Source organism: Ornithinimicrobium cavernae (genome assembly GCF_003121625.1).
GTDB classification, from domain to species: Bacteria; Actinomycetota; Actinomycetes; order Actinomycetales; family Dermatophilaceae; genus Ornithinicoccus; species Ornithinicoccus cavernae.
Genome location: NZ_QDDJ01000001.1, coordinates 168,406 through 193,520, shown reverse-complemented (window position 1 = coordinate 193,520; position 25,115 = coordinate 168,406). Strand labels below are relative to the sequence as shown.

The 25,115-nt window shown below is 70.5% G+C and carries 22 protein-coding genes and 1 pseudogene; 8 read left to right on the top strand and 15 right to left on the bottom strand.

What is annotated here, in order from left to right; translation table 11 throughout:
- The 8 genes from DA085_RS00915 to DA085_RS00880 form a co-directional block, all read right to left on the bottom strand.
- Positions 1-849, bottom strand: a complete 849-nt coding sequence (locus DA085_RS00915; RefSeq protein ID WP_109471049.1) for an HpcH/HpaI aldolase/citrate lyase family protein — start codon at positions 847-849, stop codon at positions 1-3.
- Positions 846-2,027 carry an acyl-CoA dehydrogenase family protein gene (locus tag DA085_RS00910; RefSeq protein ID WP_237565235.1) on the bottom strand — a complete coding sequence of 394 codons (1,182 nt, stop codon included), beginning with the start codon at positions 2,025-2,027 and terminating at the stop codon, positions 846-848. Before DA085_RS00910 ends, DA085_RS00915 begins: the two co-directional genes overlap by 4 nt.
- 100 nt (positions 2,028-2,127) lie before the next feature.
- Positions 2,128-3,438: an MmgE/PrpD family protein gene (locus DA085_RS00905; RefSeq protein ID WP_202619054.1), complete on the bottom strand. Its 1,311-nt coding sequence runs from the start codon at positions 3,436-3,438 to the stop codon at positions 2,128-2,130.
- Positions 3,435-4,595 (bottom strand): CaiB/BaiF CoA transferase family protein, encoded by a 1,161-nt coding sequence (locus DA085_RS00900; RefSeq protein WP_109471048.1) that lies wholly within the window; start codon positions 4,593-4,595, stop codon positions 3,435-3,437. The genes DA085_RS00905 and DA085_RS00900 overlap by 4 nt, the downstream gene beginning before the upstream one ends.
- A 190-nt stretch (positions 4,596-4,785) precedes the next feature.
- Entirely contained in the window at positions 4,786-6,066 is a 1,281-nt protein-coding gene (locus tag DA085_RS00895) for a TRAP transporter large permease (protein WP_109471047.1), read from the bottom strand.
- Positions 6,063-6,662: a TRAP transporter small permease gene (locus tag DA085_RS00890; RefSeq protein WP_109471046.1), complete on the bottom strand. Its 600-nt coding sequence runs from the start codon at positions 6,660-6,662 to the stop codon at positions 6,063-6,065. Before DA085_RS00890 ends, DA085_RS00895 begins: the two co-directional genes overlap by 4 nt.
- Positions 6,663-6,735: 73 nt before the next feature.
- The gene (locus DA085_RS00885; RefSeq protein ID WP_109471045.1) at positions 6,736-7,797 is read right to left on the bottom strand and encodes a DctP family TRAP transporter solute-binding subunit; all 1,062 of its coding nucleotides are present in this window, start codon (positions 7,795-7,797) and stop codon (positions 6,736-6,738) included.
- Positions 7,794-8,594 carry a GntR family transcriptional regulator gene (locus tag DA085_RS00880; protein WP_161958370.1) on the bottom strand — a complete coding sequence of 267 codons (801 nt, stop codon included), beginning with the start codon at positions 8,592-8,594 and terminating at the stop codon, positions 7,794-7,796. Before DA085_RS00880 ends, DA085_RS00885 begins: the two co-directional genes overlap by 4 nt.
- A gap of 130 nt (positions 8,595-8,724) precedes the next feature.
- Between DA085_RS00880 and DA085_RS00875 the strand changes: the two genes are divergently transcribed.
- Positions 8,725-9,996: an MFS transporter gene (locus DA085_RS00875; RefSeq protein WP_161958369.1), complete on the top strand. Its 1,272-nt coding sequence runs from the start codon at positions 8,725-8,727 to the stop codon at positions 9,994-9,996.
- A 63-nt stretch (positions 9,997-10,059) separates the two neighbouring features.
- Here the strand turns inward: DA085_RS00875 and DA085_RS00870 are convergent, their stop codons facing one another.
- Positions 10,060-11,760, bottom strand: coding sequence for a hypothetical protein (locus DA085_RS00870; RefSeq protein ID WP_109471042.1), 1,701 nt, complete (start codon positions 11,758-11,760; stop codon positions 10,060-10,062).
- 191 nt (positions 11,761-11,951) lie between these two features.
- Positions 11,952-13,589, bottom strand: coding sequence for a non-homologous end-joining DNA ligase (gene ligD / locus DA085_RS00865; protein ID WP_109471041.1), 1,638 nt, complete (start codon positions 13,587-13,589; stop codon positions 11,952-11,954).
- 495 nt (positions 13,590-14,084) lie between these two features.
- Here ligD and DA085_RS21255 point away from each other — a divergent pair, with 495 nt between their 5' ends.
- Positions 14,085-14,423, top strand: coding sequence for an HD-GYP domain-containing protein (locus DA085_RS21255; RefSeq protein ID WP_202619053.1), 339 nt, complete (start codon positions 14,085-14,087; stop codon positions 14,421-14,423).
- A 52-nt stretch (positions 14,424-14,475) separates the two neighbouring features.
- Here DA085_RS21255 and DA085_RS21250 read toward each other — a convergent pair.
- The 3 genes and pseudogenes from DA085_RS21250 to DA085_RS00850 all read right to left on the bottom strand — a co-directional run.
- A pseudogene (locus tag DA085_RS21250) lies at positions 14,476-14,907 on the bottom strand (acyl-CoA dehydrogenase family protein); the annotation flags it as partial.
- A gap of 324 nt (positions 14,908-15,231) precedes the next feature.
- Complete coding sequence (locus DA085_RS00855; RefSeq protein ID WP_109471039.1) at positions 15,232-16,086, bottom strand: SDR family oxidoreductase; 855 nt, start codon at positions 16,084-16,086, stop codon at positions 15,232-15,234.
- Positions 16,083-16,823: a hypothetical protein gene (locus DA085_RS00850; RefSeq protein WP_109471038.1), complete on the bottom strand. Its 741-nt coding sequence runs from the start codon at positions 16,821-16,823 to the stop codon at positions 16,083-16,085. The genes DA085_RS00855 and DA085_RS00850 overlap by 4 nt, the downstream gene beginning before the upstream one ends.
- Positions 16,824-16,930: 107 nt before the next feature.
- On the opposite strand from DA085_RS00850, the gene DA085_RS00845 reads away from it, so the two are divergent.
- Both DA085_RS00845 and DA085_RS00840 read left to right on the top strand, forming a co-directional pair.
- Positions 16,931-18,967, top strand: a complete 2,037-nt coding sequence (locus DA085_RS00845) for a sensor histidine kinase (protein ID WP_109471037.1) — start codon at positions 16,931-16,933, stop codon at positions 18,965-18,967.
- Positions 18,958-19,602, top strand: a complete 645-nt coding sequence (locus DA085_RS00840) for a response regulator transcription factor (RefSeq protein WP_109471036.1) — start codon at positions 18,958-18,960, stop codon at positions 19,600-19,602. Before DA085_RS00845 ends, DA085_RS00840 begins: the two co-directional genes overlap by 10 nt.
- A gap of 172 nt (positions 19,603-19,774) precedes the next feature.
- On the opposite strand, the gene DA085_RS21100 is transcribed toward DA085_RS00840, so the two are convergent.
- Both DA085_RS21100 and DA085_RS21095 read right to left on the bottom strand, forming a co-directional pair.
- Positions 19,775-20,107 (bottom strand): type II toxin-antitoxin system RelE/ParE family toxin, encoded by a 333-nt coding sequence (locus DA085_RS21100; RefSeq protein WP_272914460.1) that lies wholly within the window; start codon positions 20,105-20,107, stop codon positions 19,775-19,777.
- Complete coding sequence (locus DA085_RS21095) at positions 20,068-20,322, bottom strand: ribbon-helix-helix protein, CopG family (RefSeq protein ID WP_161958367.1); 255 nt, start codon at positions 20,320-20,322, stop codon at positions 20,068-20,070. The genes DA085_RS21100 and DA085_RS21095 overlap by 40 nt, the downstream gene beginning before the upstream one ends.
- Before the next feature lie 219 nt (positions 20,323-20,541).
- On the opposite strand from DA085_RS21095, the gene dnaK reads away from it, so the two are divergent.
- The 4 genes from dnaK to DA085_RS00815 all read left to right on the top strand — a co-directional run bounded on the left by dnaK (position 20,542) and on the right by DA085_RS00815 (position 24,889).
- Entirely contained in the window at positions 20,542-22,470 is a 1,929-nt protein-coding gene (gene dnaK / locus DA085_RS00830) for a molecular chaperone DnaK (protein ID WP_109471034.1), read from the top strand.
- Positions 22,467-23,144 carry a nucleotide exchange factor GrpE gene (locus DA085_RS00825; RefSeq protein WP_237565234.1) on the top strand — a complete coding sequence of 226 codons (678 nt, stop codon included), beginning with the start codon at positions 22,467-22,469 and terminating at the stop codon, positions 23,142-23,144. The genes dnaK and DA085_RS00825 overlap by 4 nt, the downstream gene beginning before the upstream one ends.
- A 225-nt stretch (positions 23,145-23,369) precedes the next feature.
- Positions 23,370-24,377 (top strand): DnaJ C-terminal domain-containing protein, encoded by a 1,008-nt coding sequence (locus DA085_RS00820; RefSeq protein ID WP_109471033.1) that lies wholly within the window; start codon positions 23,370-23,372, stop codon positions 24,375-24,377.
- A gap of 65 nt (positions 24,378-24,442) precedes the next feature.
- The gene (locus DA085_RS00815; protein WP_109471032.1) at positions 24,443-24,889 is read left to right on the top strand and encodes a heat shock protein transcriptional repressor HspR; all 447 of its coding nucleotides are present in this window, start codon (positions 24,443-24,445) and stop codon (positions 24,887-24,889) included.
- Positions 24,890-25,115 lie beyond the last annotated feature (226 nt).

The window sequence follows — 25,115 nt, the reverse complement described above, 5'->3', positions numbered from 1 at the left end:
TCAGTTGCCCTTCCGGCGCAGGATCTCCTCGGCGCGCGCCACCACGGGCGGGTCGACCATGTCGCCGTCCACGCGGACGGCCCCGCCGGCTGAGGCCGCCTCGATCACCCGCTGGGCCCACGCCACCTCCTCCTCCGAGGGGCGGTGGGCCGCGTGAGTGGGCTCCACCTGCCTGGGGTGGATGAGCAGCTTGCCGGTCAGGCCGAGGTCGCGGGCGTAGGCCAGGTCGTCGGTCAGCACCTCGGTGTCGTCGAGGGCGGTCGTGACCCCGTCGATCGGGCCGGGCAGTCCGGCTGCGCGCGAGGCCAGCACGAGAGTGGAGCGGGCCAGCAGGACGGCCTCGCGGCCGTTGCCGCTGCCGAGGTCGACGGCGTAGTCCAGGTGACCGAACGCCAGCCGGGAAACACCTGGGGCAGCGGCGAGCTCGTGCGCCCGGACGACGCCCAGCGCCGACTCCACCAGAGCGATCACCGGCACGCCGGTCAGGTTCGCGACACTGCTGGCCAGATCCGGGTCGTCGGCCTTGGGCAGCACGACCGCCAGCAGCCCTGTGCTGGGTGTCGGCGCCCCAGCTCCGGACGCTTCTGCAGCAGAAGCGATCCCGGCCAGGGCGGCCACATCGTCAGCGTGCTCCGCGCTGTCCGCAGCGTTGACCCGCACGGCCGCTCGGCCACCCTCCGTCAGCCACTTGACGACGGCGTCCCGCGCCACCGCCTTCGCCTCCGGCGCGACGGCGTCCTCCAGGTCGATGATGACCACGTCGGCCCCGCTGGCGACGGCCTTGTCGAAGCGCTCCGGCCGGTCACCGGGCACGAACAGGAACGAGCGCGCGGACTGGACTGTCGTCATACCGGGTCCACGTTCCCGCGCTTGACCAGCTGCCGGGCGATGACGTTCTTCTGGATCTCGTTGGTCCCCTCGCCCACGATCATCAACGGCGCGTCGCGGAAGTAGCGCTCGACGTCGAACTCGGTCGAGTAGCCGTAGCCGCCGTGGATCCGGATCGCGTCCAGGGCGATCTCCATGCCGACCTCGGAGGCGAACAGCTTGGCCATCCCAGCCTCCATGTCGGCGCGCTGACCGGCGTCGAACGCGCGCGCCGCGTGCAGCGTGAGCTGCCGGGCGGCGACGAGCTTGGTGGCCATCTCCGCCAGGTAGTTGCCGATCGACTGGTGCTTCCAGATCGGGACGCCGAAGGACTCGCGCTCCTGGGAGTACTGCAGGGAGTCCTCCAGGGCGGCCCGGCCGACGCCGAGCGCGCGCGAGGCGACCTGCAGGCGGCCGACCTCCAGGCCCTTCATCATCTGGGCGAACCCGAGCCCCTCCTCGGTGCCGAGCAGGGCCGAGCGGGGCACCCGCATACCGTCAAAGGCGATCTCGCAGCTCTCCACGCCCTTGTAGCCCAGCTTGGGCAGGTCGCGGGACAGGTGGAAGCCCTCCCGGCCGTCCTCGCCCTCCTTCTCCACCAGCAGGATCGAGACGCCCTTGTGGCGCGGCTCGGCCTCCGGGTCGGTCTTGACCATCAGCGCGATCAGCTCGGCCTTGCGGGCGTTGGTGATCCAGGTCTTGGAGCCGTTGACCACGTAGTCGTCGCCGTCGACCCTGGCGGTCGTGCGCATCGCCTGCAGGTCGGAGCCGCCACCGGGCTCGGTGAGGGCCATCGTGGCGCGCAGCTCTCCGGTCGCCATCCGGGGCAGGTAGGTGTCCTTCTGCTCCTGCGTGCCGTAGGCCAGGATCAGCTTGGCGACCACGGTGTGCCCACCCATCGCGCCGGCCAGGCTCATCCAGCCGCGCGCCAGCTCCTCGGTGACCAGGCAGTAGGCCGGCAGGCTCACCTGCGCCTCACCCCACGGCTCGGGGATGGCCAGCCCGAAGATGCCCATCTCCTTCATCGCGTCGATGAGGTCCTCGGGGTAGGTGTTGGCGTGCTCCAGCTCGCTGGCGACCGGCTTGACCTGCTCGGTGACGAACTCCCGCACCAGGCGGACGATCTCAACCTCTTCCTCGGACAACATCTCGGTGCTCATCGGTTCTTCTCTCGTGTCAGACCATTTTTGGGGAAGTTCGGACCGCGTCCTCCACCTTTTTGGGGAGGTTTGGCACACTGTCGTGCCTGCGGCGTGAGGGTCAGGTGCCTGCGGGCAGGTGGGTGGACAGCAGCCGGGCGCCGGTGGCCCAGCTGATGTCGGCCGGGGAGACCCCGGTGACGCCGCCCAGCTGCAGGCAGTCCTCCACCTTGGCGGTCATCTGCTGCTCCGTGGGCGGCTTGCCGGGGGAGCCGGGCGGCAGGTCGAGCGAGCCGGTGACGGTGCGGCCGTCGGTGAGGTCCACCTCGACGTCGACCGCGCCGACGAGCAGGCCGTCGCCGGGCTCGTCGGTCAGCGTGATCTCGGTGAGCCCGACCAGACGCTGGGCGTCGGTTCGCTGCACGGCCTCGTCACCGAAGGCCTGGAAGCCCGAGTGCGGGTCGAGCAGGGCGGTGGCCGCGGCGTACTCCAGGCTGAACTTGCCCTCCAGCCCCGTCTGCGGGCGGCTGTGGACCAGGGGGGTGACCGTGCCGCGCGGCGTGGTCAGCCGGATGGCGGTGACGTCCTCCGCGGCGAGCGGGCCTCCGGCCGTCTCGCGCAGCGCGCCGATCGGGCGCTGCAGGGCGTAGCAGGCGGGGTAGACCTTGATAGCCAGCCCGTCGGGGATCATCGCCGGGTCCGAGCCCGGGTCGGCCACCAACGGGTGCTCGGGGTCGCCGCCGAGCAGACCCATCCACGCCTCGACAGCACGGGGGTCCGCGCTGGCGCCGGCCGCCGCGAGCTGGGCGGCCTGGATGCCGGCCTGGGCAGCCATCCCGACCTGCAGGCTCTTGGCGTCCGTGCCGAAGGCACGCTGGACGCCGCCCGAGGCGGGGACCGCCAGCGCGATGGCGTTCGTCAGCTGCGCCTCGGACAGGCCGTGCGCGACACCAGCGACCACCGCTGCCGAGATCGCGCCGGCGGTCGTCGTGGCGTGCCAGCCCTTGGTGTAGTGCTCCCAGCCCAGGGCAGTCCCGAGCCGGGCCATCACGCCCGCGCCGGCCAGATAGGCCCGCGCGGCCCGGGCGCCGTCGTGCCCGGCGGTGGCCAGGGCGACCGGCACGCACACGGTGGAGATGTGGGTGGTCGAGGGCAGGTGCAGGTCGTCGAAGTCGATGACGTGGGCCAGCGCCGCCCAGCGGGCGGCCTGGCTGTCGAGCGCGTCGACGACCGGGCGGATCTCGTGGGTGCGGGCGGCCAGCGCCACGGCCACCGTGTCGAGGAGGCTGCGGTCGGCCAGCTCCAGGTCGGCCGGGGACGGCTCGGTGCTGGCCGCCCAGTGCGCGAGCGCTGCAGCGACGGTCCGGGTGTCGGAGGGTCCGGTGGTGGCTGTTGAGCCCTCCTCCGTGCCGATGGTGTCGACGGTGCTCACGGGGTGCCTCCTGCGGCGGGTGTCAGGCCGAGCTCGGCCAGGATCTGGTCGGTGTGCTCGCCGACCTCGGGGATCGGGCCCATGACCGGGGTGGAGCCCTGGAGCGTGGCCGGGGGGATCAGGGCGCGGAGGCGACCGACCGGCGAGTCGTAGTCGACCCAGCGGTCGCGGGCCTCCAGCTGGGGGTGGGCGGCCAGGCCGGCCAGGTCGCGCAGCAGCGCGTTGGCGATGCCGACCTCCTCGAGGCGGGCCGCTGCCTGCTCGGCGGTCTGGCCGGCGAAGGCCGCCTCGATCTCGGTCGTGAGCGCGGCCGCGTTCTCGACCCGCAGGCTGTTGCGCTCGAAGCGGGGGTCGGTGGCCAGGGCGGCGTTGCCGAGCACCTGGTCACAGAAGGTCGCCCACTCGCGCTCGTTCTGGATGCCGAGAAAGACCTGCTGCTCGTCGCCGCAGTGGAACGGACCGTAGGGTGCGATCGCCGCGTGCTTGGCGCCGCTGCGCCGTGGCGCGCTCCCGCCGTACACCGTGTAGTTGAGGGGGAAGCCCATCCACTCGGCCAGGGCCTCCAGCATCGACACCTCGAGGGTGGCGCCCTCGCCGGTGCGCTCGCGCTGGAACAGGGCGGTGAGGATGCCGCTGTAGGCATACATTCCCGCGGCGATGTCGGCGACCGAGATGCCGACCTTGGACGGCTCATCCTCGGTGCCGGTGATCGAGATCAGGCCGGCCTCGCACTGGACGAGCAGGTCGTAGGCCTTCTTGGTGGTGTAGGGCCCGCCGGGTCCGTAGCCGGAGATCGAGACGTGCACCAGGCGTGGGTTGGCCGCGCGCAGGGTCCCGGCGCCCAGGCCCAGCCGCTCGGCGGCACCGGGGGCCAGGTTCTGGACGAAGACGTCGGCCTCGCGCGCCAGCGCGGTGATCGCCTCCTGACCCTGAGGACTCTTCAGGTCCAGGGCGAGCGACTCCTTGGACCGGTTGAGCCAGACGAAGTGGCTCGACATGCCCTTGACGGTCTCGTCGTAGCCGCGGGCGAAGTCGCCGGGCCCGGGTCGCTCGACCTTGATGACCCGGGCGCCCAGGTCGGCGAGCTGGCGGGTCGCGAACGGCGCGGCGACAGCCTGTTCGAGCGAGACGACGGTGATCCCGTCGAGTGGGTTCATGGGTCAGTCCTCCGTAGATGTGAGGCCATTGTTTCGAAGGGCCGTACATTTTGTCAACCAGAGTCGGGCAGTGTTCGGTATGCCGTGGGGCCGGCGCGAGCCGGTGCGCTCGGTCGAGGGGGTGGCGGGAGGGGCGGAGTATGCCGAGGTGCCGGTCCGAGGAAGCCGGCACCTCGGCATACTCCTGGAGCTAGCTGATCAGGGCCAGCGACAGGATGGGCAGGTAGGTCACCAGGATCAGGGCGACCAGCAGCACACCCGCACTCGGGAGAGCTGCCTTGGCGACCTGCAGCACACTCATGCCCGACAGGCCCGAGGCCACGAACAGGTTCAGCCCCAGGGGTGGGGTGATCATGCCGATCTCCAGGTTCATCACCATGATGACGCCCAGGTGGATCGGGTCGACGCCCAGCTCCAGGGCGATCGGCAGCAGGATCGGCGCGAGGATCAGCAGCGCGCTGCTGGTCTCCATGAAGCAGCCGACGATCAGCAGCACCACGTTGACGATGAGCAGGAACTGCCACGGCTCCAGGTTCATCCCCGCGATGCCCGAGGTCACCTGGTTGGGGATCCGCTCGAGGGACAGCACGAAGGTGAACAGGATGCCGTTGGCGATGATGAACATGACCATCGCCGACGTCTTCGCCGAGTTGAGGAACACGGTCGCCAGGTCCTTGAAGGTCAGCTCCCGGTAGATCAGCATCGCCACGATGAAGCTGTAGGCCACCGCGGCGGCGGCCGCCTCGGTCGGGGTGAAGATGCCGCCGTAGATGCCACCCAGCACGATCACGGGCAGCAGCAGGGCCAGGATGGCGTCGCGGAAGGCGCGACGCCGCGTGCCCCTGGGCAGCCTCTCGCCGGTGTGCTCGCCGAAGTTGCGCCGCCGCGACACCCAGACGGCCATGCCCAGCAGCATCAGGCCGGCCACGAGGCCGGGCAGGATGCCGGCCAGGAACAGGTCACCGATGCTGGTCTCGGTCGCGATGCCGTAGACGATCAGCGGGATCGACGGAGGGATCAGGATGCCCAGCGAGCCCGAGGTGGCGATGAGGCCGGTCGAGAACTCCTTGGAGTAGCCGTGCCGGATCATCGCCGGGATCATCAGCGTGCCGACCGCGATCACCGTCGCGGGGCTGGAGCCGGACACCGCGGCGAAGAACATGCAGGCCAGGACGGCCGTCATCGCCATGCCGCCGCGGTACTGCCCGACGAGGGCGTTGCCGAACTCGGTGAGCCGGCGGCTGATCCCGCCCCTGGTCATGATGTTGGCGGCCAGGACGAAGAATGGGATCGCCATGAGGGGGAAGCTGTTCAGCGCGTTGAACAACCGCTCGACCACCTGGGTCAGCGGAACGGTCGTGAAGTAGTAGAGGTAGACGAAGGAGGTCAGGCCCAGGGCCATCGCGATCGGTGTCGACGTGAACAGCAGCACGAACAGGATCACGATCAGGGTGATGACTTCGGTGCTCATCGGCCGTCCTCCTTCGTGTCGTCCTGGGTGTCCGTCTCGGTCGCGATGACCTTGCGGGAGGCGCGGATCTCCTCGAGGGTGAGACCCGTGGCCTCGGCCTCGGCCGCGAGCAGCTCCTCGTCGCTGGGTCCGCCGTACTTCCACGTGCGCCACAGCATCTCGACCGCGCGGATCAGCATGAGGGTCATGCCCAGGGGCACGGCGAGCTCGACCACCCACAGCGGCAGCTTGAGCACGGGGGTGACGGTGCTCCAGGAGAACGGTTCGGCGATCAGCTGCCAACCGAGGTAGCCCATGATCACCAGGTAGACGATCGTGACCGTGCCGGCGACCAGCGCCAGCCACTTCTTGCCCCGGTCCTTGAAGAAGACGCCGAGGATGTCCACGCTGACGTGCTCGTTGTGCCGCAACGTGACGATCGCGCCGAAGAACGTCGAGTAGATGATCAGGTAGATGACGGCCTCTTCGGTCCAGAACCAGGACTTGTCGAACTGCCGGAGGATGACGTTCACGATCGAGATCAGTGCGGCCACGGCAAGGGTGCCTGCGGCGATGACGTTCTCGATGACCGTGAGCGCCCGGTCGAGTGGTTTCACGTCTGCACCCCTCTGTGGTGGGGGTCGGTGCCGGGGCGGCGCGAGGCCGCCCCGGCTCGGTGGACAGGGATCATCACTCCTGGTTGGCCAGGAGCTCGTCGATGATCTCGTCGCCGATCACATCGCGGTACTGCTCGTAGATCTCGGGAACGACGACATCCTTGAACGCCTGACGCTCCTCGTCGGTCCACACATTGATCTCGGTGCTGCCCTCGGCCTCGATGGCCTCCTTGGACTCCTGGTTCACCGCCACGGCGTTGTCGCGGTTGTAGGTCGAGGCCTCCTCAGCGGTCTCCACGAGGATCTGCTGCAGGTCCTCGGGGAGGCTGTCGAAGAACTCGGTGTTGACCACCAGGATGTAGCCGATGTAGCCGTGGTTGGACTCGGCGATGTTGCTCTGCACCGTGTGCATCTTCTGCGACTCGATGTTGGAGTAGGTGTTCTCGCCACCGTCGATGACACCCTGCTGCAGGGCGGGGTAGACCTCGGCGAAGGCGATCGCCTCGGCGGACCCTCCCCAGGCCTCGATCTGGCTCTTCAGGACGTCGGAGGGCTGGATGCGGTACTTCTTGCCCTCCATGTCCGCCGGCTTCTGGGTGAGGTTGTTGGAGTGGATCTGCTTCATGCCCGAGTCCCAGAGGCCGAGCACCTTCATGTTCTTGGACGCGAGGTCGTCGTTGGCGAAGATCGCCTTGCCGACCTCGGTGTCCGGCGCCGCGACGGACGGGATGTCCTCCGGGGTGTCGAACAGGAACGGCAGGTCCAGGACCTGCAGGGCGGGGGCGACGGTCGTGAACTTGGCGGAGGCGGGAGCCAGCATCTGCACGGAGTTCTGCTGGATGGCCTGCATCTCGTCCTTGTCGCCGTAGAGCGAGGAGTTGGAGAAGACCTCGACGTCGATGCGACCGTCGGTCCGCTTCTCCAGCTCCTCCTCGAACCAGATCGCCGCCTTGCCCTTGGGGGTGGCGTCCGTCGTGACGTGGGAGAACTTCAGGGTGAAGGTCTCGCTGCCGCCACCACCGGTGCTGTCGCCACCGTCGTCACCGCCACCGCTGCGGGCCCCGCCACAGCTGGTCAGGGCCAGGGCCCCGATGGCGACGACCCCGGCGAGGGTGCGCAGAGTGCGCGTAGTCATGAGGGTGTTCCTTTCATGGATGGCCGCTCCGCCGTCATCGACGAAGGGGTACTGCGCCGGCGTCCGAGATGGAGCCGGTGGGTGTAGTGCTCGGGTAGGAAGTCGGAGACGGCCCACTCGACGGCGGCACCGCTGGAGTCGACATAGAGCCGCTCGATGTGGAGCAGGGGATGGCCGACGTCGCACCCGAGCCGCTCCCGGTCGGTCTCGGTGGCGGCGCGGGCGGTCATCGTCTGCTCGGCGCCGTTGAGCTGCACGCCTCGTGCCGTGATCGCGCCGATGACCGTCGTCGTGGTCGTCGCGCCGGTCTCACCGAAGGTGGGCTCGCCCTCCAGCAGCTGGCCCACGGCCGGGGGGAGGTAGACGGAGGTGTGGCAGAAGACGGTGCCGCGGTGGCGGCGCACGAAGCGCATGGCGTACATCAGCCGTGAGGTGAGCCCCAGGGCACGCACGGCGTCCGGGTCGAAGGCTCCCGCGAGCGGCTGGACCACCTCGAGCTCGGTGTCGTCGGCCAGGCCCAACAGGTCGTCGACGGTCTCGAACGGTCGCCGGTACCTCAGGTGCGAGGGGGTGATGAAGGTGCCGCTGCCGGGGACCCGGTAGACCAGCCCCTCGTTCACCAGGTCGAGGTAGGCGCGGCGGACGGTCTGGCGGCTGACGCCGAACTCCTGACCCAGCTCCCCGTCGGTGGGCAGGGCCTCCCCCTCGGCCCAGCGCTGGTCGCGGATCGCGTCGCGCAGGTGGCTGGCGAGCCGTCGGTAACCCGGCTCCTCCGTCCGGCGCGCACTGCGCGACATACTGATCTCCATCACCTCTGGTGCAGCGGGCGCGGTGTCGGACCGCCGTTGGTTGCCACGGGGCACTATGTCAAAGGGCAGTACATTTCGTCAATGGCATGTAGATAACGATTTGGTTGAGGAGAGCGACGTGCGGGGAGGGTCTGTCAGGGGTGCTCCCCACGGGGAGCCCGGAGCGGCACGGGTGATGCTGGGGGCCAGTGCGCTGACGACGCTGGGGGCGATCCCGCCGTTCCTGGTCGGCGCCCAGGCGGTGCTCATGCAGCGGGACCTCCACTTCGGGCCGTCCGTGCTCGGCATCGTGGTCAGCACCTTCTTCGGCGTGGCAGCCGTCGCCACGATCCTCGGCGGTGGCCAGTTCGGGCGCTGGACCCGGCGCCAGGGGCTGTTGATCTCTGGGGTCCTGGTGGCGCTCGGAGGCTTCGGCCTGGCGTTCGGGGTGCACCGCTGGGAGGTGCTCGTGCCCGCGATGGCGGTGCTGGGGCTGGCGAACGCTGCCTGCCAGGGCACGTCCAACCAGACGGTGGCCACGGCCCTGCCGGTGCGCCGGAGGGGCCTGGGCTTCGGCATCAAGCAGAGCGCGGTCCCGGCGGCGATCATGTTCGGTGGCCTCGCCGTGCCGACGATGACGGCGCTGTTCGGCTGGCGGAGCACGTTCGTGGTCACCGGCTGTGCCGGGGTGCTCGTGATCGTCCTGGCCCTCCTCAGCCCGCCGGCGAGAGCGGGTGGGGACCGCGCGGCCGCCGCGGCGCGACCGGGCGACGAGGCGCCGCGGTGGCCGCTCCTGCTCTGCGGGATCGCGATCACCTTCGCCAGCGCGGCAGCCAACTTCCTGGGCGCCTACCTGGCCAGCTGGGCGCACGACACCGGACTCACCGTGGGGCAGGCGGGGCTGCTCATGGCCGCGGGATCGGGCAGCTCGATCCTGGTCCGCGTCTTCTCCGGCCACCGCGCGGACCGTCGGCACGGGGGCAACCTGGGCATCGTGGCCGTGCAGATGGCCCTCGGGGCCGTCTGTCTCTTCCTGATCGGGCTGCTGCCGGTGCCGTGGGCGGTCGTGGTCTTCGGTTTCCTGGCCTTCGGGCTCGGCTGGTCCTGGCCCGGGCTGTTCCTGTATGCCGTGGCGCGGGTCGGGCGTGACGCGCCGGCCAAGGCGTCCTCGGTCGTGCAGGCCGGCGCGTTCACCGGTGGCGCGATCGGTCCGGTGCTCTTCGGCCTGCTCATCTCCGCCGTCAGCTTCGAGGGAGCCTGGCTGGTGGCGTCGGGCTCCTTCCTGGTCGCGTGCCTGCTGACCCTCGTCGCGCGCGCCGGCTTCCGCCGTGACCTGGTGCGTCGCCCGCCCGCCACACCCTTCGGCTACGGCGGCGGGATCACCCGCCCCAAACGGGTGACCGGCGGCTGACCGACCGGAGGCCACCGCGACCGCCCGGCGCAGCGACTCCGGCCCAGTAGCAGCGACTCTTCCCTAGTAGCGCAGGGAGAAGCTGCGGCTCCCGGGTCCACCAGTCCGGCTGGTCACCGAGACGATGAAGATCTTCCCGCGCTGCGGCTCGGTGAAGGTGACCGGGTAGGTCGCGCCCTCCAGCCCCCGGTCCAGACGGGCGTGGCGACCGTAGCCGGGCGAGAACGCGCTGATCTGGGCGGTGGCCGTGCGCACCCTGCCGTGGGTGTCGGTGTACTTCACCGTGGCCGTCGAGCCGGCCAGGTTGTAGCCGGCCACCCACAGGGCGTTCTTCTGCGGGTTCAGGGCGGCGTTCGTGATCAGCGGCGTGCTGACGTGGTGCCGGAGCGCCTCGGCCAGCGTGGTGCCGCTCACCTGGCACGTGTAGTAGGGATCCCACCGGAACGAGATGTTCTTGGCCGTGTAGCGAGCGACCGCCTGCACCTGGCGGTCCAGCCGGTCCTTGGTGGTCTTGCCGCGGGGCCCGCCGGCGCCGCAGCCGGTGTCGCCCGCACCGCCCTGCGGGGTCATCCCCTCCACGTTGGCCCACAGCCTCGCGCCCGTGCCCTCGAGCCCCGCGCTGGCCGCACGGAAGGAGTCACTGACCGGCATCACGTAGGTGTTGTCCCAGGTGCCCTCACCCACGAAGGCCGCGGTATGCGGGTCCACCGGGCCGTTGCGCTCGTTCACCAGGTAGGAGCCACCCTTGCCGGTCCCCATCCCGTCCTGGAGGGCGATCGTCAACGGCACGCCGGAGGCGGTCTCCGCGATCGCCCTCGCCCCGTCCCTGGTCTTCGCCGACAGCTCCTCGCGGTCCGTGCCCGGGTTCGCGGACCTCCGGTTGTCGAGGTACGGCGACACCAGGGCGGCCCTGCCGGGGAGGATCCGGGCGATGGCCCGGTTCTGCAGGCGGTACAGGTCGAGCACCGGCTGCCAGACGTCCCCGGCGGCCACCGGCATCTCGGTGTGGTGGTAGAAACCGGCGAGCGCCGCGGTGGCGCCGACCGCCTTGTGGTAGCGCAGGAACCGGTCGGTGAACTCGGCGAACGTGTCCTGGTAGCTCAGGTCCGGCAGCCACGGGACGTCCGTGCGCTTCTCGACCGACGGCATCCCGACGTAGACCGCCATCCCGGCCCGGTCCGCGGCGGCGAGCAGCGAGACCGTCCGGTCGATGCCCTTCGCGGCGCCTCCGTGGATCGCGACCAGGTCGTACCGGCCGTCGGCCGAGGTGCAGCCCTCGCCCCCGGTCGGGATCATCAGCAGCGTGAACCGCTGGCCACGGCTGGTGATCGCCCGGTCCAGCGGACACTGCAGGGCGCCCTGGGTGAAGTGGCTGTGGTTGGCGAAGGTGAGGACTCGGCGGATCCTCCCCTCCGCCGCCATCGCGGTGGCGCAGGGCCGGCCGTCGATCCGGCAGGCCGTGAAGGCGGGGTCGATCTCGCCGCCGGTCCGGATCCGGTCCTGGCCGTCCAGCGAGCTCGTGCGCAGGGTGTTGCCGAAGGTCACCACGGTGTCGCCGCCGACCTGCTTGATCTGACGCAGGGTCGTGGTGTTCTCCGCATCGGTGCTGCCCGCGGAGACGAAGAAGCCGCTGAGCGGTGGTGTGGCGGCCCGGGCGGTGGGGGCCGCCTGGGCGGTGTCGGTGACGAGTGCTGGTGCCGGACCGGCGACCAGGGCGAGGATGACGGTCAGGGCGGTGCGCAGCGCCCAGATCCGTTGGACCATGGTGTGGGACCTCCTGAGGCCCTCGGAGACTCGGTCTGTTCCGCCCCGGGGGGCGAGCAGGCGAGGCCAGGGTAGGCGAGCTCCCTGAGTGGTGGTGGGGTGGCGGGCCGGTGAGTCCGATATCGCCGCTTCGGGCACGCGTCTGGTGTCGTCGGGGCCCGGTGCGGGTCCTCCGTGAGACGGCTCGGCCCTCAGCGGACCCGGGGCAGCTGCTGGTCGCCGTGGAGCACGCCGCGGAACAGGTCGCCGGTGTCCTCGAGGCGGTCCAGGACCGTCCGGATCGTCCAGCGGTCGGGTCGCAGGTCGGGGTCGTCGAGCTCGTCCCAGGTGATCGGCGCGGACACCGGCGCGCCCGCGGAGGGACGGGGGCTGTAGGGCGCGACGAGGGTCTTGTTGACGGCGTTCTGGGTGTAGTCCAGGCGCGCCAGCCCCTTGCGGCTGCGGACCTCCCAGCGCCAGCTCACCAGCTCCGGCAGCACCGCCCCGACGCTGCGGGAGACGGTCTCGGCCCAGGCGCGCGTGTCGGCGAAGCTGGGGCCCCGCCGGATCGGCACCCAGACCTGGAGGCCGCGGCGCCCGGTCACCTTCGGGTAGGCCCGCAGCTCCAGGTGCTCGAAGGCCGTCCGGTGCAGTCGCGCGAGCTCCAGGGTCTGCGCCCACGTGGTGCGCTCGCCGGGGTCGATGTCGAACATGACGTAGGACGGGCAGTCCGGGGCCTGCGTCGGAGAGGTCCACGGGTGCCACTCCAGGGCACCGAAGTTGGCCGCCCAGACCAGCGCCGCCGCCTCGTCCACGACCAGGTAGGTCCGTGTCTCGCCGGGGTCGGCGTCGGGGTTGTCCCAGCGGGGCAACCAGTCGGGGGCGTGGTCGGGCAGCTCCTTGTGCCAGAAGCCCTTGCCCTGCGCGCCGTCGGGGTACCGGTGCAGGTTGAGCGCCCGACCCGAGACATAGGGGAGGAGCACGGGGGCTATCTGTGCGGCATACCGGATGAACTCGCGCTTGGTGACCGCCTCCTCGCCCTCCCGGGCCGGGAACAGGACCTTGTCCAGGTTGGTCAGCCGCAGCGACCGTCCGTAGACCTCCCAGCTGCCTGAGGAGCCCAGCTCCGCCAGGGCCGCGAGCTCGTCCTCGGACGGCGGGTCGGGTGGTGCCACGCGCAGCGACTCCGCTGCCTCGGCGGCGGGGCGGTCCGAGTGCCAGAGGGCGTCCGGGTCGGCCCTCACCTCCTCGTTGGTGCGATCGCTGAGCACCGACCGCGGGAGGTCCTCGGCGTCCCAGCCGTGCGCGGCGTGCTCGTCGCGCTTGTGGAAGAGCAGCCACTGCTCCTTGTCGCCCTGCTGCCGGGCCGTGCGGACCAGCATGAACTGGCCACGCAGCTTCTCGCCGTGCAGGATCACGTGCAGCGTGCCGTTCCTGAGGGCGGTCGCCGGGTCCTCGTCCGCCCCGGGCTCCCACGTGCCGGTGTCCCAGACGATGACGTCCCCGCCGCCGTACTCGCCCGCGGGAATCACGCCCTCGAAGTGCAGGTACTCCATGGGGTGGTCCTCGACGTGGATGGCAAGCCGCCGCACGTCCGGGTCGAGGGTGGGTCCCTTGGGCACCGCCCAGCTCGCCAGCGTCCCGTCCACCTCCAGGCGGAAGTCGTAGTGCCGGGCGGTGGCCCGGTGCCGCTGCACGACGAAGACCCGGTCCCCGTCCCCGGCGAGGGCAGGGGTCTCACCGCTCGGCTCGGGCGTGCGCGAGAAGTCGCGCATCTGCCGGTAGCGCTCGAGCCGCTCGGTGGCGCGCTGCGTGGGGCCGGCCCGCGATGTCGAGGTGTCTCCCGCCATCAGCCCACCGTGTCACCGGCGGTCCGGCGCTGCACCCCGGAGCGGCGGCTGCCCGCTCAGAGGGTCCGGCGCGATGAGGTCGAGGTGGCGGTCGTCCGGCTGGACGGCGCCGGACTGCACGGTGCGACGGGCGCTCGATCGTGGTGAGATGAAGAGTGGGCACCGGTGCGGATCTGCGGCTGTCCGACCTTCTCGCCGCGCTGTCGGTGGCCACGGACCTCGGGATGGCCAGCCACCGGAGCAGGCGGTCCGGTCATGCCTGCTGGCGACCGGCCTCGGTCGGGCACTGGGGCTGCCGGTGGAGGATCTCCGCGATGTCTACTTAGCCTCGCTCATGCGGCATCCCGGGAGCACCGCGACCGCCTCGCTGGAGGCCAGGTTGTTCGGCGGCGAGCTCGTGTCCCGACGGATCTCCCAGCCCGCTGACTTCGGGAACCGCCGAGAGATGCTGGCCCTCACCTCGGCACGGGCCGCGGGAGCGGACCGCAACGTCTGTTGCTGGTCGGGCGGGCGATGGCCGGCGACCTGCTGCACGGACGCGACCTCTTTGCGTCCATCTGCGACACCGGTGCAGTGCTCGCCGGGCGACTCGGGCTCGGACGAGGGGTTGCGGACTCGATCTCCCAGCAGTTCGAGCGCTGGGACGGCAGGGGCGGACCACACGGGCTGGCGAGGGCGGAGATTGCCCTCCCAGCGCGCGGGAGCGAGGTCGCCACCCAGGCACTGCTGCTTCATCAGGCTGGCGGTGCCGATGCGGCCATGTCGATGCTGCGCGACCGGTCGGGCGGCTGGTGTGCCCCGGCCATGGCCGAGGCGTTCCGGCGGCACGGCTGAGGACGAGGCCCGCGAGGCTGTCGTTGGTGATGAAGGTCTTGGAGCCGTTGGCGACGTAGTCCGCACGCTCCCGCCGCGCCGAGGTCCGGATCGACTGCAGGTCCGAGCCGGTGCCCGGCTCGGTCCTCGCGATGGCACCGACGAGCTCGTCGCTCGCCATCCGGGGCAGCCACCGGCGCTTCTGCTCCTCGGTGCCGTAGGCCAGGAGGTAGTGCGCGACGATCCCGCTGTGGACGCTGTTGCCCCAGGCGTCGTCCCCGGCATAGGCCTGCTCCTCGAGGAGGACGGCCTCGTGGGCGAAGGTCCCGCCCCCGCCGCCGTACTCCTCCGGGACACTCAGGCACAGCAGCCCCGCGGAGCCGGCGGCCAGCCAGTGCTCCGGATCGACCGGCTGCTGCTCGGCCCAGCGCGCATGGTTCGGGACCGACTCCTTCTCCAGGAAGGTCCGCGCGAGGGTGCGCAGCTCGTCCAGGTCACCGGTCATTCACGGCGAACGGTATGCCCGGATGAGCTCCACCATCGGTGCTACTCCTTTGGTCGCGATGCCGCCGTCCGTGCGCAGGCGGTGCCTTTCCGCTGCAGCGAACTGCTGACCACAGACCATGCTGCTCACACACGCTCGCCGGTGCACCGCTCCTTCACCGACCCCGCGGCGTGTCGGGTGAAGGACCCGTGCGCATGGACGCCCAGGCGACCTCACGAGACTCCATCGCAGCGCGCCCAGGCACTGGGAGTGCTTCCAGAGGACGCAGTCCAGGCTGCCGACCGGGCCGCTGCGGGTCGAGCCACCCGAGGCGGCGCCGTGCCCTCATGGTGTAGCCCCTTCCATGGGCTTGTGCTCGATGCCCTGAGCCCACATCGCGTCGAGACCGCGCGTCGGCAGCAGGGCCTTCATCGCGAGGATCGCCCGGGCGTCCGCACCCACCAGGGAGCGTGCCCGCATCCGCCGCCGGGTCAGCTGGCGCTCGACGGCGGCGGCGACGCGCTCGGGCGGCTTGGCGTTCCTGCGGAGCTTCGCGATGAGCTGGCGCTCGCCGGCGAAGTGCGGCGCGTAGAGCTTCCGGTGGTCGGGGTCGAGGCCGGCCTCGAGATCGTCGAGGAGCTGGTCCATCTCGTGCCACGGGTCGGTGTCGATGACGCCCGGTTCGACGAGGGCGACCTGCACCGCGAAGGGGCGCAGCTCAACGCGCAGGCAGTCGGCCACCGCCTCGGTCGCGTACTTCGAGGCGTTGTAGATCCCGGTGAACGGGAAGGACACCCGGCCGTTGATCGAGGAGATGAACACGACGCGTCCACCGGAGCGGCGAAGCCGGGGCAGCACGGCCCGGGTCAGCGCGAGTGGTCCGATCAGGTTGACGTCGAACTGTTCGTGCATGTCGGCCCGGGACAGCGTCTCGAGCGGTCCGCCGACCCCGATGCCGGCGTTGTTCACCAGGGCGTCGAGACGCTCTGGGAGAACGCGGTCGAGTGCGGCCACGTGCTCGGGGATGGTGACGTCGAGCTCAACCGGGGTGATCCGGGCGGACTCCGCGGCCAGCTGCCTGGCGGCAACGTCCGAGCGCACGCCGGCGTATACCTGCCAGCCTGAACGGGCTAGGCGGACGGCGATGGCGCGACCGATGCCGCGTCCGGCGCCGGTGACGAGGACGACTCGAGCGGTCATGACCAGAGTCCTCTCCGGGAGGCTTCGGGTGCGGACATGGCTCCGTGCGCGGACGCTCGGGGGCTCTGCCCGGCAACCAGCGCTGGTCTGCGGGTGAGGCCGATGACACCGGTCGCGACCAGCCAGATTCCGGCCAGGCCGGCAACTGGGAACAGCGGGTCGAAGGTGTCGATGAAGGCGATCGTGGCCGTGGCGAGGGCGAACGCGAGGCCGCCGAGCAGGCCGAGGGGGAGAACGATCCTGTTGCCCAGGGCGCGGGTGCGGCCGCCGGCGACAGCGAGTGCTGCGACCGAGAGGCCCCATGCGGGGTTGACGATCGTCTCGACACCCATGAAGGCGGCCACCAGCGGTGTCGTGCCGCCGTGCTCGATCGCGGCAGCCTGGGTGGCGGCGAAGAGGTGGATCACGGCACCGAGGACGGCGACGACCGCAACCGTCGCACTGATCGGCAGCAGCCTGCCGAGGCGGTCGCGGATCGTCTGGTCGTGCCCGAGCGCAAGGAGTCCGGCAGCGACGCAGGCGAAGCCCAGGAGTGCCACGAGGTGGGCCGGATACCAGGCGGTGTCGACGAGCATCGAGTGGAGCTGCTCAGTCTTGTCGCCCTCGTCGCTTCCCGTGGGATGGAGCGGACCGCTGGCGAAGAACGCGGCGCCACCGACGATCAGGGACACGAAGCCCAGGCGGTTGAGACGTGGCGTGGCAGTCGCGGCGGTGTGGGAGTTGCGGAGGGTGGTCATGCCTCCACATTCCGCCGATCCCGGGCCCAGCACATGCGGGCAGACCCGGGCCCACCTCGAGGGTCAACCCTGGTACGCGGACACCCTGACCGTGCCATGATCTGAAGATGAACCCGGCCGTCGCCGCCGACCAGTCGGGGTACCACGATGTGCCCTCGCTCGGGAGGGAGGTCGCGGTCGGCAGCCTGGCCCTGCTCGTCCTCGGGTTGGTGGCGTACGGCGCGACGCTGGGCTTTCACGTCGGCAACCTCCACAATGCGCTCCTCGCGCTCACCTTCGCGGGTGTCGGGCTGCACGTGCTCCGCGCACGGTCGGGACACCGCGTGGGGCAGCTGTTCGTCGGGCTCGGGCTGGCGGCTGCCCTCATGTACTTCGGTCGCCAGACCGGCCTGCACGACCCTGCTCTTCCTGGAGCCGCGTGGCTGTCATGGGTGTCGATCTGGCTGGTGCCGCTGGTGATGGCGGCCGCTGGCGTTGCCGTGATGGTGTTTCCGACGGGCCAACACCTGTCACCACGGTGGCGCGTCGCATCACACGCCATGGTGGGGCTGGCGATCCTGATCGCGTTGGCGTCCGCACTGTGGCCCATCGAAGACGACTGGCGCAGCAGCGATCTCACCTTCCCGTTCACCCTCGGTGGTGGGGACACCGCCCGGGCCATCGGCTGGCCGCTGATGATCTTCGGCTACTCCGCCTTCCAGGTGATGTGGGCCGCCGCGGTTGTCACGCGGCTGCGGCGGGCCGACGGCGACGAGGTCCGCCAGCTGCGGTGGTTCGTGTTCGCCGTGGCCGTGTCCCTGCTGCTCCTGTTTGCCGGGCAGATCGCCTGGGGGACGCCGCTGCTCGGGCTGCTCACCCTCCCCCTGGTGCCGCTCGCGGCGGGTGTGGCGATCGTCCGATACCGGCTCTACGACATCGACTTGGTGATCAGCAGGACGCTCGTCGGCGGCATCTTGCTGCTGCTGATCTCCGTCGGCTACGTCGGCGTGGTGGTCGGGGTGGGCGCTCTGCTCCCGGTGTCGGACCGGGTGCTCGCCCTTGCTGCGACGGCCGCCGTGGCGGTCGTGTTCGAGCCCGTGCGACGGCGCGCACAAACGCTCGTGGATCGGCTCGTCTACGGTCGGCGCGCGACGCCGTACGAGACGCTGTCGCGCCTCTCGGCCCAACTGGCTCGCGACGACGCAGGACTGTTGGAGGGCCTTGCCGCGACGATCGCCGGCGGTGTGAGTGCCTCCGAGGTCGTGGTCTGGGTCGGCGACGCGGAGCGGATGGAGGTGGTCGCCGCCTGGCCCACCCGACCCGCGAGAGAGGCACGCTCGCTGGCCGAGCTCGGCGGCCGGCGGGAGGTGGTGCGGCCCGTGTGGCACGACGGCGTCGTGCAGGGGGCTCTCGTGCTGACCAAGGCGCCCGGCGAGCCGCTGGCACCGAGTGAGGACCAGCTCCTCGGCGATCTGGTCGCGCAGACCGGGCTGGTCATCGACCACCGCGCCCGCCTCGAGCAGATCGCCTGCCAGACTGCCGAGCTGCAAGCGGCGGCGCGCCGGATCGTCACCGCGGAGGACGCTGCCCGGCGCCGGATCGAGCGCAACCTCCACGATGGTGCCCAGCAGCGGCTCGTGTCGCTCGGCATGGAGCTCGGCGCGCTGGTGGAGCGTGCTGCGGCGGCGGGTGACGCGGACCTGGTGCGACGAGCCGAACTCGCCCGCCAGCAGCTGCTCGACGCGACCTCCGAGCTGCGCGAGATGGCCCGGGGAGTGCACCCGGCGGTGCTCACCCAGGACGGACTCGAGGCAGCCCTGGCCAACCTCGTCGACCGGTCACCGGTCCTCGTGCGGCTCCACGTCGCGCTGGGTTGGAGGCTCCCGTCCGAGGTCGAGGCCACCGCCTACTTCATGATCAGCGAGGCCCTCACCAACGCGGCCCGCCACGCCCACGCGAGTGTCGTCGTTGTCGACGTGTCTCTCGACGAGGACCGCCTCACTGTTGAGGTGAGTGACGACGGCATCGGCGGCGCAGCCCTCGAGCCGGGCGGCGGCCTGCAGGGGCTGGCCGACCGGCTGTCCGCCCTCGGCGCGCGGTTGGAGGTCGTCAGCCTGCCGGGCGGCGGAGGAACCACGGTAAGGACGGTGTTGGCGTGCGGGTGATCCTCGCCGACGACTCCGTCCTCCTCCGCGAGGGTTTGGCGCGGATCCTCACCGACTCCGGGTTCGAGGTGGTCGGGCAGGCGGGTGACGCACCGTCGCTCGTGGACCTCGCCCGGCGCGACACTCCCGACGTCGCCGTGATCGACCTGCGGATGCCGCCAGGGTTCGGCAGTGAAGGCATCGACGCCGCGGCCGAGATCCGCGCGTTCGCGCCAGGGGTCGGGCTGATGCTCCTCTCACAGCACGTCGAGGTCCACCACGCGATGCGGCTGATGACCGACTTCGACGGGGGTGTGGGCTACCTCCTCAAGGACCGGGTCTCCGACCTCAGCGCGTTCGCTGCCGACGTGCGGCGCGTGGCCACCGGCGATGTCGTCCTCGACTCCGAGCTCGTGAGCCGGCTGGTCGCCAGGCGCCGCCGCGATGACCCGCTCGACCGACTCAGCGCCCGCGAGCGCCAGGTGCTGGCCCTCATGGCTCAGGGCCTCACCAACGCGGGTCTCTGCTCGGAGTTGCACGTGAGCCCCAAGACCGTCGAGGGGCACGTGCGCAACATCTTCACCAAGCTCGACCTCGACGCCGACGAGCGCTCGCACCGGCGTGTCCTGGCGGTGCTGCGATTCCTGCGTGCGTGAGCCCATAGGCGTGGAGGTTCTCACGCACTCTGTCGTGGGAGCAGGGGTGTGACCTGCAGACTGACACGTTCGTGGGACGCCGACTGTGTCACCAACTTGTCGGAATCCTCAGATTGCGGTTCGGCTTCGTTCCGGTGAGGATCGCTTCTCGGGGCCGGTCTGGCTGGGGTCGTTAGCCTTCGAGGGCATCTGGATAGTGCCGCCGGGAGTGCAGCACCCGGACGACGAGCAGGTCGCCAGTCGGGGTCTGCTGGTAGAAGATTCCGTAGGGGAACCGCCGCATCCGGGCTCTGCGGAGCTTGTCGAACCCGTCAACCGCCGGTGCTCCTCTGGGAAACATGACGATCCGCTCGATGGCCGCGTCGACGTCGTCGGCGAAGCGTGGGCTGAGCTTCGGGTCGATGCCGGCGTAGTGGTCACAGGCCTCTTCGACATCGCCCACCGCGTGCGGGGTGAGGACGATCCTCAACGTCGACCAGGGAGCGTCTTGCGGACGTCTGACCACTCGTGCAGCGACTCGGGGTCCGCCTGGGCGGCATCCAGTGCTGCGACGAGGGCTGCACGTTCCTCTTCGGTCGGACGGTAGGCGGGCTCGCCGAAATGAGTGCGCAATGCCTCCTGGATGACTTCCGACCGACTCCGGTGCTCTATCGAGCGGGCCTGTTCCACCATCTTGTACAGCTCCTCGGGGAGCGTCACTGCCACCTTGCGGACTGCCATGCCTACCTCCTCGGTATGATCCGATCATACCACCGATGGCAGATGGCAGGTGAGCCTCTCGCCGGAATAGTGGGCCCCTATCCTTAGTTGAGTGACATGTACTCAACTTCACTGAGTCCCAGTTTGACAATGACCGGGTCTGTGGAGGAAGTTGGGGACCGGAGATCTGGCCGGGCAGACGCGCTGCGGCCACCACACGACATACAGGAGAGTCAACGCATGGGACGTGCAGTCGGGATCGACCTCGGGACCACCAACTCGGCGGTCGCCGTCCTCGAGGGCGGGGAGCCGCAGATCATCGCCAACGCCGAGGGTGGGCGCACCACCCCGTCCGTCGTCAGCTTCACCAAGAGCGGTGAGGTCCTCGTCGGTGAGATCGCCAAGCGTCAGGCGGTCACCAACGTCGACCGCACCATCCGCTCCGTCAAGCGCCACATGGGCACCGACTGGAGCCAGGAGATCGACGACAAGAAGTACACCGCGCAGGAGATCAGCGCCCGCATCCTGATGAAGCTCAAGCGGGACGCCGAGTCCTACCTGGGTGAGGACGTGACCGACGCGGTCATCACCGTGCCGGCCTACTTCGACGACGCCGAGCGCCAGTCCACCAAGGAGGCGGGCGAGATCGCCGGCCTCAACGTGCTGCGCATCGTCAACGAGCCGACCGCCGCCGCGCTGGCCTACGGGCTGGACAAGGGCAAGGAGGACGAGCTCATCCTCGTCTTCGACCTCGGTGGTGGCACCTTCGATGTGTCCCTCCTCGAGGTGGGCAAGGACGCCGAGGACGGCTTCGCGACCATCCAGGTCCGCGCCACCCACGGCGACAACAAGCTCGGTGGTGACGACTGGGACGAGCGCATCGTCAACCACCTGCTGACCACCGTCAAGAACACGACGGGTGTCGACCTGGCCAAGGACAAGATCGCCATGCAGCGCCTGCGTGACGCTGCGGAGCAGGCCAAGAAGGAGCTGTCGACCTCCACCAACACCAGCATCAACCTGCAGTTCCTGTCGATGAGCGAGAACGGCCCGATCCACCTGGACGAGTCGCTGACGCGCGCGCAGTTCGAGCAGATGACCACTGACCTGCTGGAGCGCACCAAGGCACCGTTCGAGCAGGTCATCAAGGACGCCGGCATCTCCGTGAGCGAGATCGACCACGTCGTCCTGGTCGGTGGCTCCACCCGGATGCCGGCCGTCACCGACCTGGTCAAGAAGCTCACCGGTGGCCAGGAGCCCAACAAGGGCGTCAACCCGGACGAGGTCGTCGCCGTCGGCGCGTCCCTGCAGGCCGGTGTCCTCAAGGGCGAGCGCAAGGACGTGCTGCTCATCGACGTCACCCCGCTGAGCCTGGGCATCGAGACCCAGGGCGGCATCATGACCCGCCTCATCGAGCGCAACACGGCCATCCCGACCAAGCGCAGCGAGGTCTTCACCACGGCCAGTGACAACCAGCCGTCGGTGGGCATCCAAGTCTTCCAGGGTGAGCGTGAGATCGCGCAGCACAACAAGCCCCTGGGCAACTTCGAGCTGACCGGCATCGCGCCGGCCCCGCGTGGTATCCCGCAGATCGAGGTCACCTTCGACATCGACGCCAACGGCATCGTGCACGTCTCCGCCAAGGACCGCGGCACGGGCAAGGAGCAGTCGATGACCATCTCCGGCGGCTCCGCGCTGCCGAAGGAGGAGATCGAGCGCATGGTCAAGGACGCCGAGGCGCACGCCGAGGAGGACAAGAAGCGGCGCGAGGAGACCGAGACCCGCAACACCGCCGAGCAGCTGGTCTACTCCACCGAGAAGTTCCTGACCGACTCCGGCGACAAGGTCCCCGAGGACCTGCGCGGCACGGTCGACACCGCGCTGAACGACCTCAAGGAGGCGCTCAAGCCGGAGTCCGGCGCGAGCCCCGACGACATCAAGGCCAAGATGGAGACCCTCTCCACCGAGAGCCAGAAGATGGGGTCGGCGATCTACGCCGCGCAGCAGGCCGAGGGTGGCGACGGTGCCCCCGGTGCCGGCTTCCCCGGTGGTGACGGCTTCCCCGGCGCCGGTGCCGGTTCGGCCGGTGGCGACGGTGCCGGCGGTCAGAGCGCCGCGGCCGACGACGTCGTCGACGCCGAGGTTGTCGACGACGAGGAGACCAAGTGACCGACAGCACCGGTGCCGGTGTGCCACAGGACCGTGAGTCCGAGGGCCACACCGGCCCGGTGATCCGCGACAAGCGACGGTTGGACCCGGAGACGGGCCAGGTCCGCGAGCCGGCCGCTGCAGCGGCTCCGGCCGGCGACACCGCGGACGCCGAGGTGCTCGCTGCGGGCGACGACGCCTTCGCCGGTGACGTCGGCGAGGCGCTCCCCGGCGAGGCCGGGGTGTCCGCAGAGGACCACCCCGACACCCAGCTCGCGGCAGACCGGCTCGAGGACCTGCGCCGTCTCCAGGCGGAGTACGTCAACTACAAGCGCCGCGTCGACCGCGACCGGGCCAGGGACCGCGAGGCCGGCACCCTGGTGGTGGTCGAGGCACTGCTGCCGCTGCTGGACGACCTCCACATGGCCAAGGAGCACGGTGAGCTCACCGAGGGGCCGTTGCTGGCCATCGCCGACAAGCTCGAGACCACCCTGGGCCGGTTCGGCGTGGAGCGGCTCGGCGCGGTCGGTGAGGTGTTCGACCCCGCCCTCCACGAGGCGCTGATGCACCTGCCGGAGGCGGACCTGCCCGAGGGCGCGACCGAGACCACCATCGTCCAGGTCATGCAGCCGGGCTTCAAGGTCGGTGACCGGGTGGTGCGCGCCGCCCGGGTGGCGGTCGCCGACCCGGCGTGACCCCGTGGCCGGGGCGGTGCGCGAGCGCCGTCCCGGCCCACCGGCCCACCCGGCCGGACAGCGGCCCGGGTGGGTCGACATACTGCAGCAGGACCATGATGGACAAAGAGTGGCACCTGTGGGACCGACGAAACCGCTACGACATGGCGGGTAGGACCTACGGAACCGCTATGAATACGGGTGGGACCGACGAAACCCCTACGAAAATGCGGGAGGTGAGGAGACATGGCCAGCCAGGACTGGTTCGAGAAGGACTTCTACGCCATCCTCGGCGTGCCCGCGGACGCGGACGACAAGAAGATCAAGAGCACCTACCGCAAGCTCGCCCGTGAGTGGCACCCCGACTCCAAGCCCGGTGACACCGCGGCAGAGAAGAAGTTCAAGGAGATCGGCGAGGCCTACGCCGTCCTCTCCGACCCCGAGCAGCGCAAGCAGTACGACGCCGTCCGGGCCATGTCCCGCGGCGGTGCCCGGTTCACCGCGGGCGGTCCCGGCGGTGCCGGCGGTGCGGGCTTCGAGGACGTCTTCGCGCAGATGTTCGGCGGGGGCGGTGGGGGCCGGAGCACCCGCTTCACCACGGGGGGCGGTGCCCAGGGGATCAACCTCGAGGACCTGCTCGGTGGGTTTGCCGGCGGGGGACAGTACGCCGGTGGGTCACCCTTCCAGTCGACGCGCGGCCCCCGTCCCGGCCGGGACGTCGAGGCCCGCACGACGATCGACTTCACGCAGGCAGCGACCGGTGACACGGTCACCCTGCAGACGCCGGAGGGCGAACGGATCACCACCCGGATCCCCGCGGGGGTCAAGGACGGCCAGAAGATCCGGTTGCGCGGCAAGGGGCTGGCCGGTGACCCGGGAGCCCCCAACGGTGACCTGATGCTGATCGTGTCGGTCCGCCCGCACCCGGTCTTCGGCCGCGACGGCAACAACCTGACCGTCGACCTGCCGGTGACCTTCGCCGAGGCGGCCCTCGGCGCCACCGTGCAGGTGCCCACGCTCGACGGGGGCACGGTCAGGGTCAAGGTCGCACCGGGCACCCCCTCGGGGCGCGTCCTGCGCGTCAAGGGGCGCGGCATCGAGACCAAGAACGGCACCGGCGACCTGCTGGCCAGGGTCAGCGTCGTCGTCCCCCAGCGGCTGTCCGACCGGGCGCGTGAGGCCGTCGAGGCCCTCGCCGCGGAGGAGGACGGTGCCGACCCGCGCGCCGAGCTGCTCCGCCGCGCCCGCGAGTAACCACCCCGGCGGGGCACGAGCAACAACCAGCCCGCCCCGCGGCATACTGCGAAGGAGGAGGACCGATGGCACGGAAGCAGTCACCCGATGAGGACACGCCGGTCTACGTCATCTCCATCGCGGCCGAGCTCGCGGGCATGCACGCCCAGACGCTGCGGCAGTACGACCGGCTCGGGCTGGTCACACCCCAGCGCACGCGGGGCGGCGGACGACGCTACTCCGCGCGGGACGTGTCGCGGCTGCGCGAGGTGCAGAGACTGTCCCAGGACGAGGGCGTCAGCCTCGCCGGGATCCAGCGCATCATGGAGCTGGAGCACCAGGTCCGCGCGCTGCGCGAACGCACGGCGGAGCTGCTCGAGCAGAACCGGGCCCTCCGGGAGACCCTGGAGATCCGCAGCCGCGTCTTCGCCGCCGGCACGAGCGGCGAGGCCGTCGTGATGCGTCCCGGCACCCGCCCGCGCCAGGAGCCGCCGAGCACTGCCGTCGCCGTCTGGCGCCCCCTGCCCTTCTGACGCGCGTGCCCTTCTGTGGGGCGCCGGCACCCGGCGGCCTCTCACGGCCTCTCACTACGCCCGAACCTCTTGGCGGGCCGTGTAAGTGCTCTGCAAGAGGTGTCGTATGAGGTGACTTCTGCAGAGCGCTGGGGGTGTGCGCTGGCGCTCGGGTGCCCGGCTCGAGGACGCCACAGAAAGAACCGCCGGGCCGGAGCAGCTGCTCCGGCCCGGCGGCCTGTGGTGC

Bases quoted from the DNA above. Each gene is read 5' to 3' on its own strand.
- DA085_RS00820 (WP_109471033.1), top strand. From the start codon at position 23,370: ATGGCCAGCCAGGACTGGTTCGAGAAGGACTTCTACGCCATCCTCGGC.
- dnaK (WP_109471034.1), top strand. From the start codon at position 20,542: ATGGGACGTGCAGTCGGGATCGACCTCGGGACCACCAACTCGGCGGTC.
- DA085_RS00815 (WP_109471032.1), top strand. From the start codon at position 24,443: ATGGCACGGAAGCAGTCACCCGATGAGGACACGCCGGTCTACGTCATC.
- DA085_RS00850 (WP_109471038.1), bottom strand. From the start codon at position 16,823: ATGACCACCCTCCGCAACTCCCACACCGCCGCGACTGCCACGCCACGT.
- DA085_RS00885 (WP_109471045.1), bottom strand. From the start codon at position 7,797: ATGACTACGCGCACTCTGCGCACCCTCGCCGGGGTCGTCGCCATCGGG.
- DA085_RS00915 (WP_109471049.1), bottom strand. From the start codon at position 849: ATGACGACAGTCCAGTCCGCGCGCTCGTTCCTGTTCGTGCCCGGTGAC.
- DA085_RS21095 (WP_161958367.1), bottom strand. From the start codon at position 20,322: ATGGCAGTCCGCAAGGTGGCAGTGACGCTCCCCGAGGAGCTGTACAAG.
- DA085_RS00910 (WP_237565235.1), bottom strand. From the start codon at position 2,027: ATGAGCACCGAGATGTTGTCCGAGGAAGAGGTTGAGATCGTCCGCCTG.
- DA085_RS00845 (WP_109471037.1), top strand. From the start codon at position 16,931: ATGAACCCGGCCGTCGCCGCCGACCAGTCGGGGTACCACGATGTGCCC.
- DA085_RS00880 (WP_161958370.1), bottom strand. From the start codon at position 8,594: ATGTCGCGCAGTGCGCGCCGGACGGAGGAGCCGGGTTACCGACGGCTC.
- DA085_RS00855 (WP_109471039.1), bottom strand. From the start codon at position 16,086: ATGACCGCTCGAGTCGTCCTCGTCACCGGCGCCGGACGCGGCATCGGT.
- ligD (WP_109471041.1), bottom strand. From the start codon at position 13,589: ATGGCGGGAGACACCTCGACATCGCGGGCCGGCCCCACGCAGCGCGCC.
- DA085_RS00870 (WP_109471042.1), bottom strand. From the start codon at position 11,760: ATGGTCCAACGGATCTGGGCGCTGCGCACCGCCCTGACCGTCATCCTC.
- DA085_RS00900 (WP_109471048.1), bottom strand. From the start codon at position 4,595: ATGAACCCACTCGACGGGATCACCGTCGTCTCGCTCGAACAGGCTGTC.
- DA085_RS00895 (WP_109471047.1), bottom strand. From the start codon at position 6,066: ATGAGCACCGAAGTCATCACCCTGATCGTGATCCTGTTCGTGCTGCTG.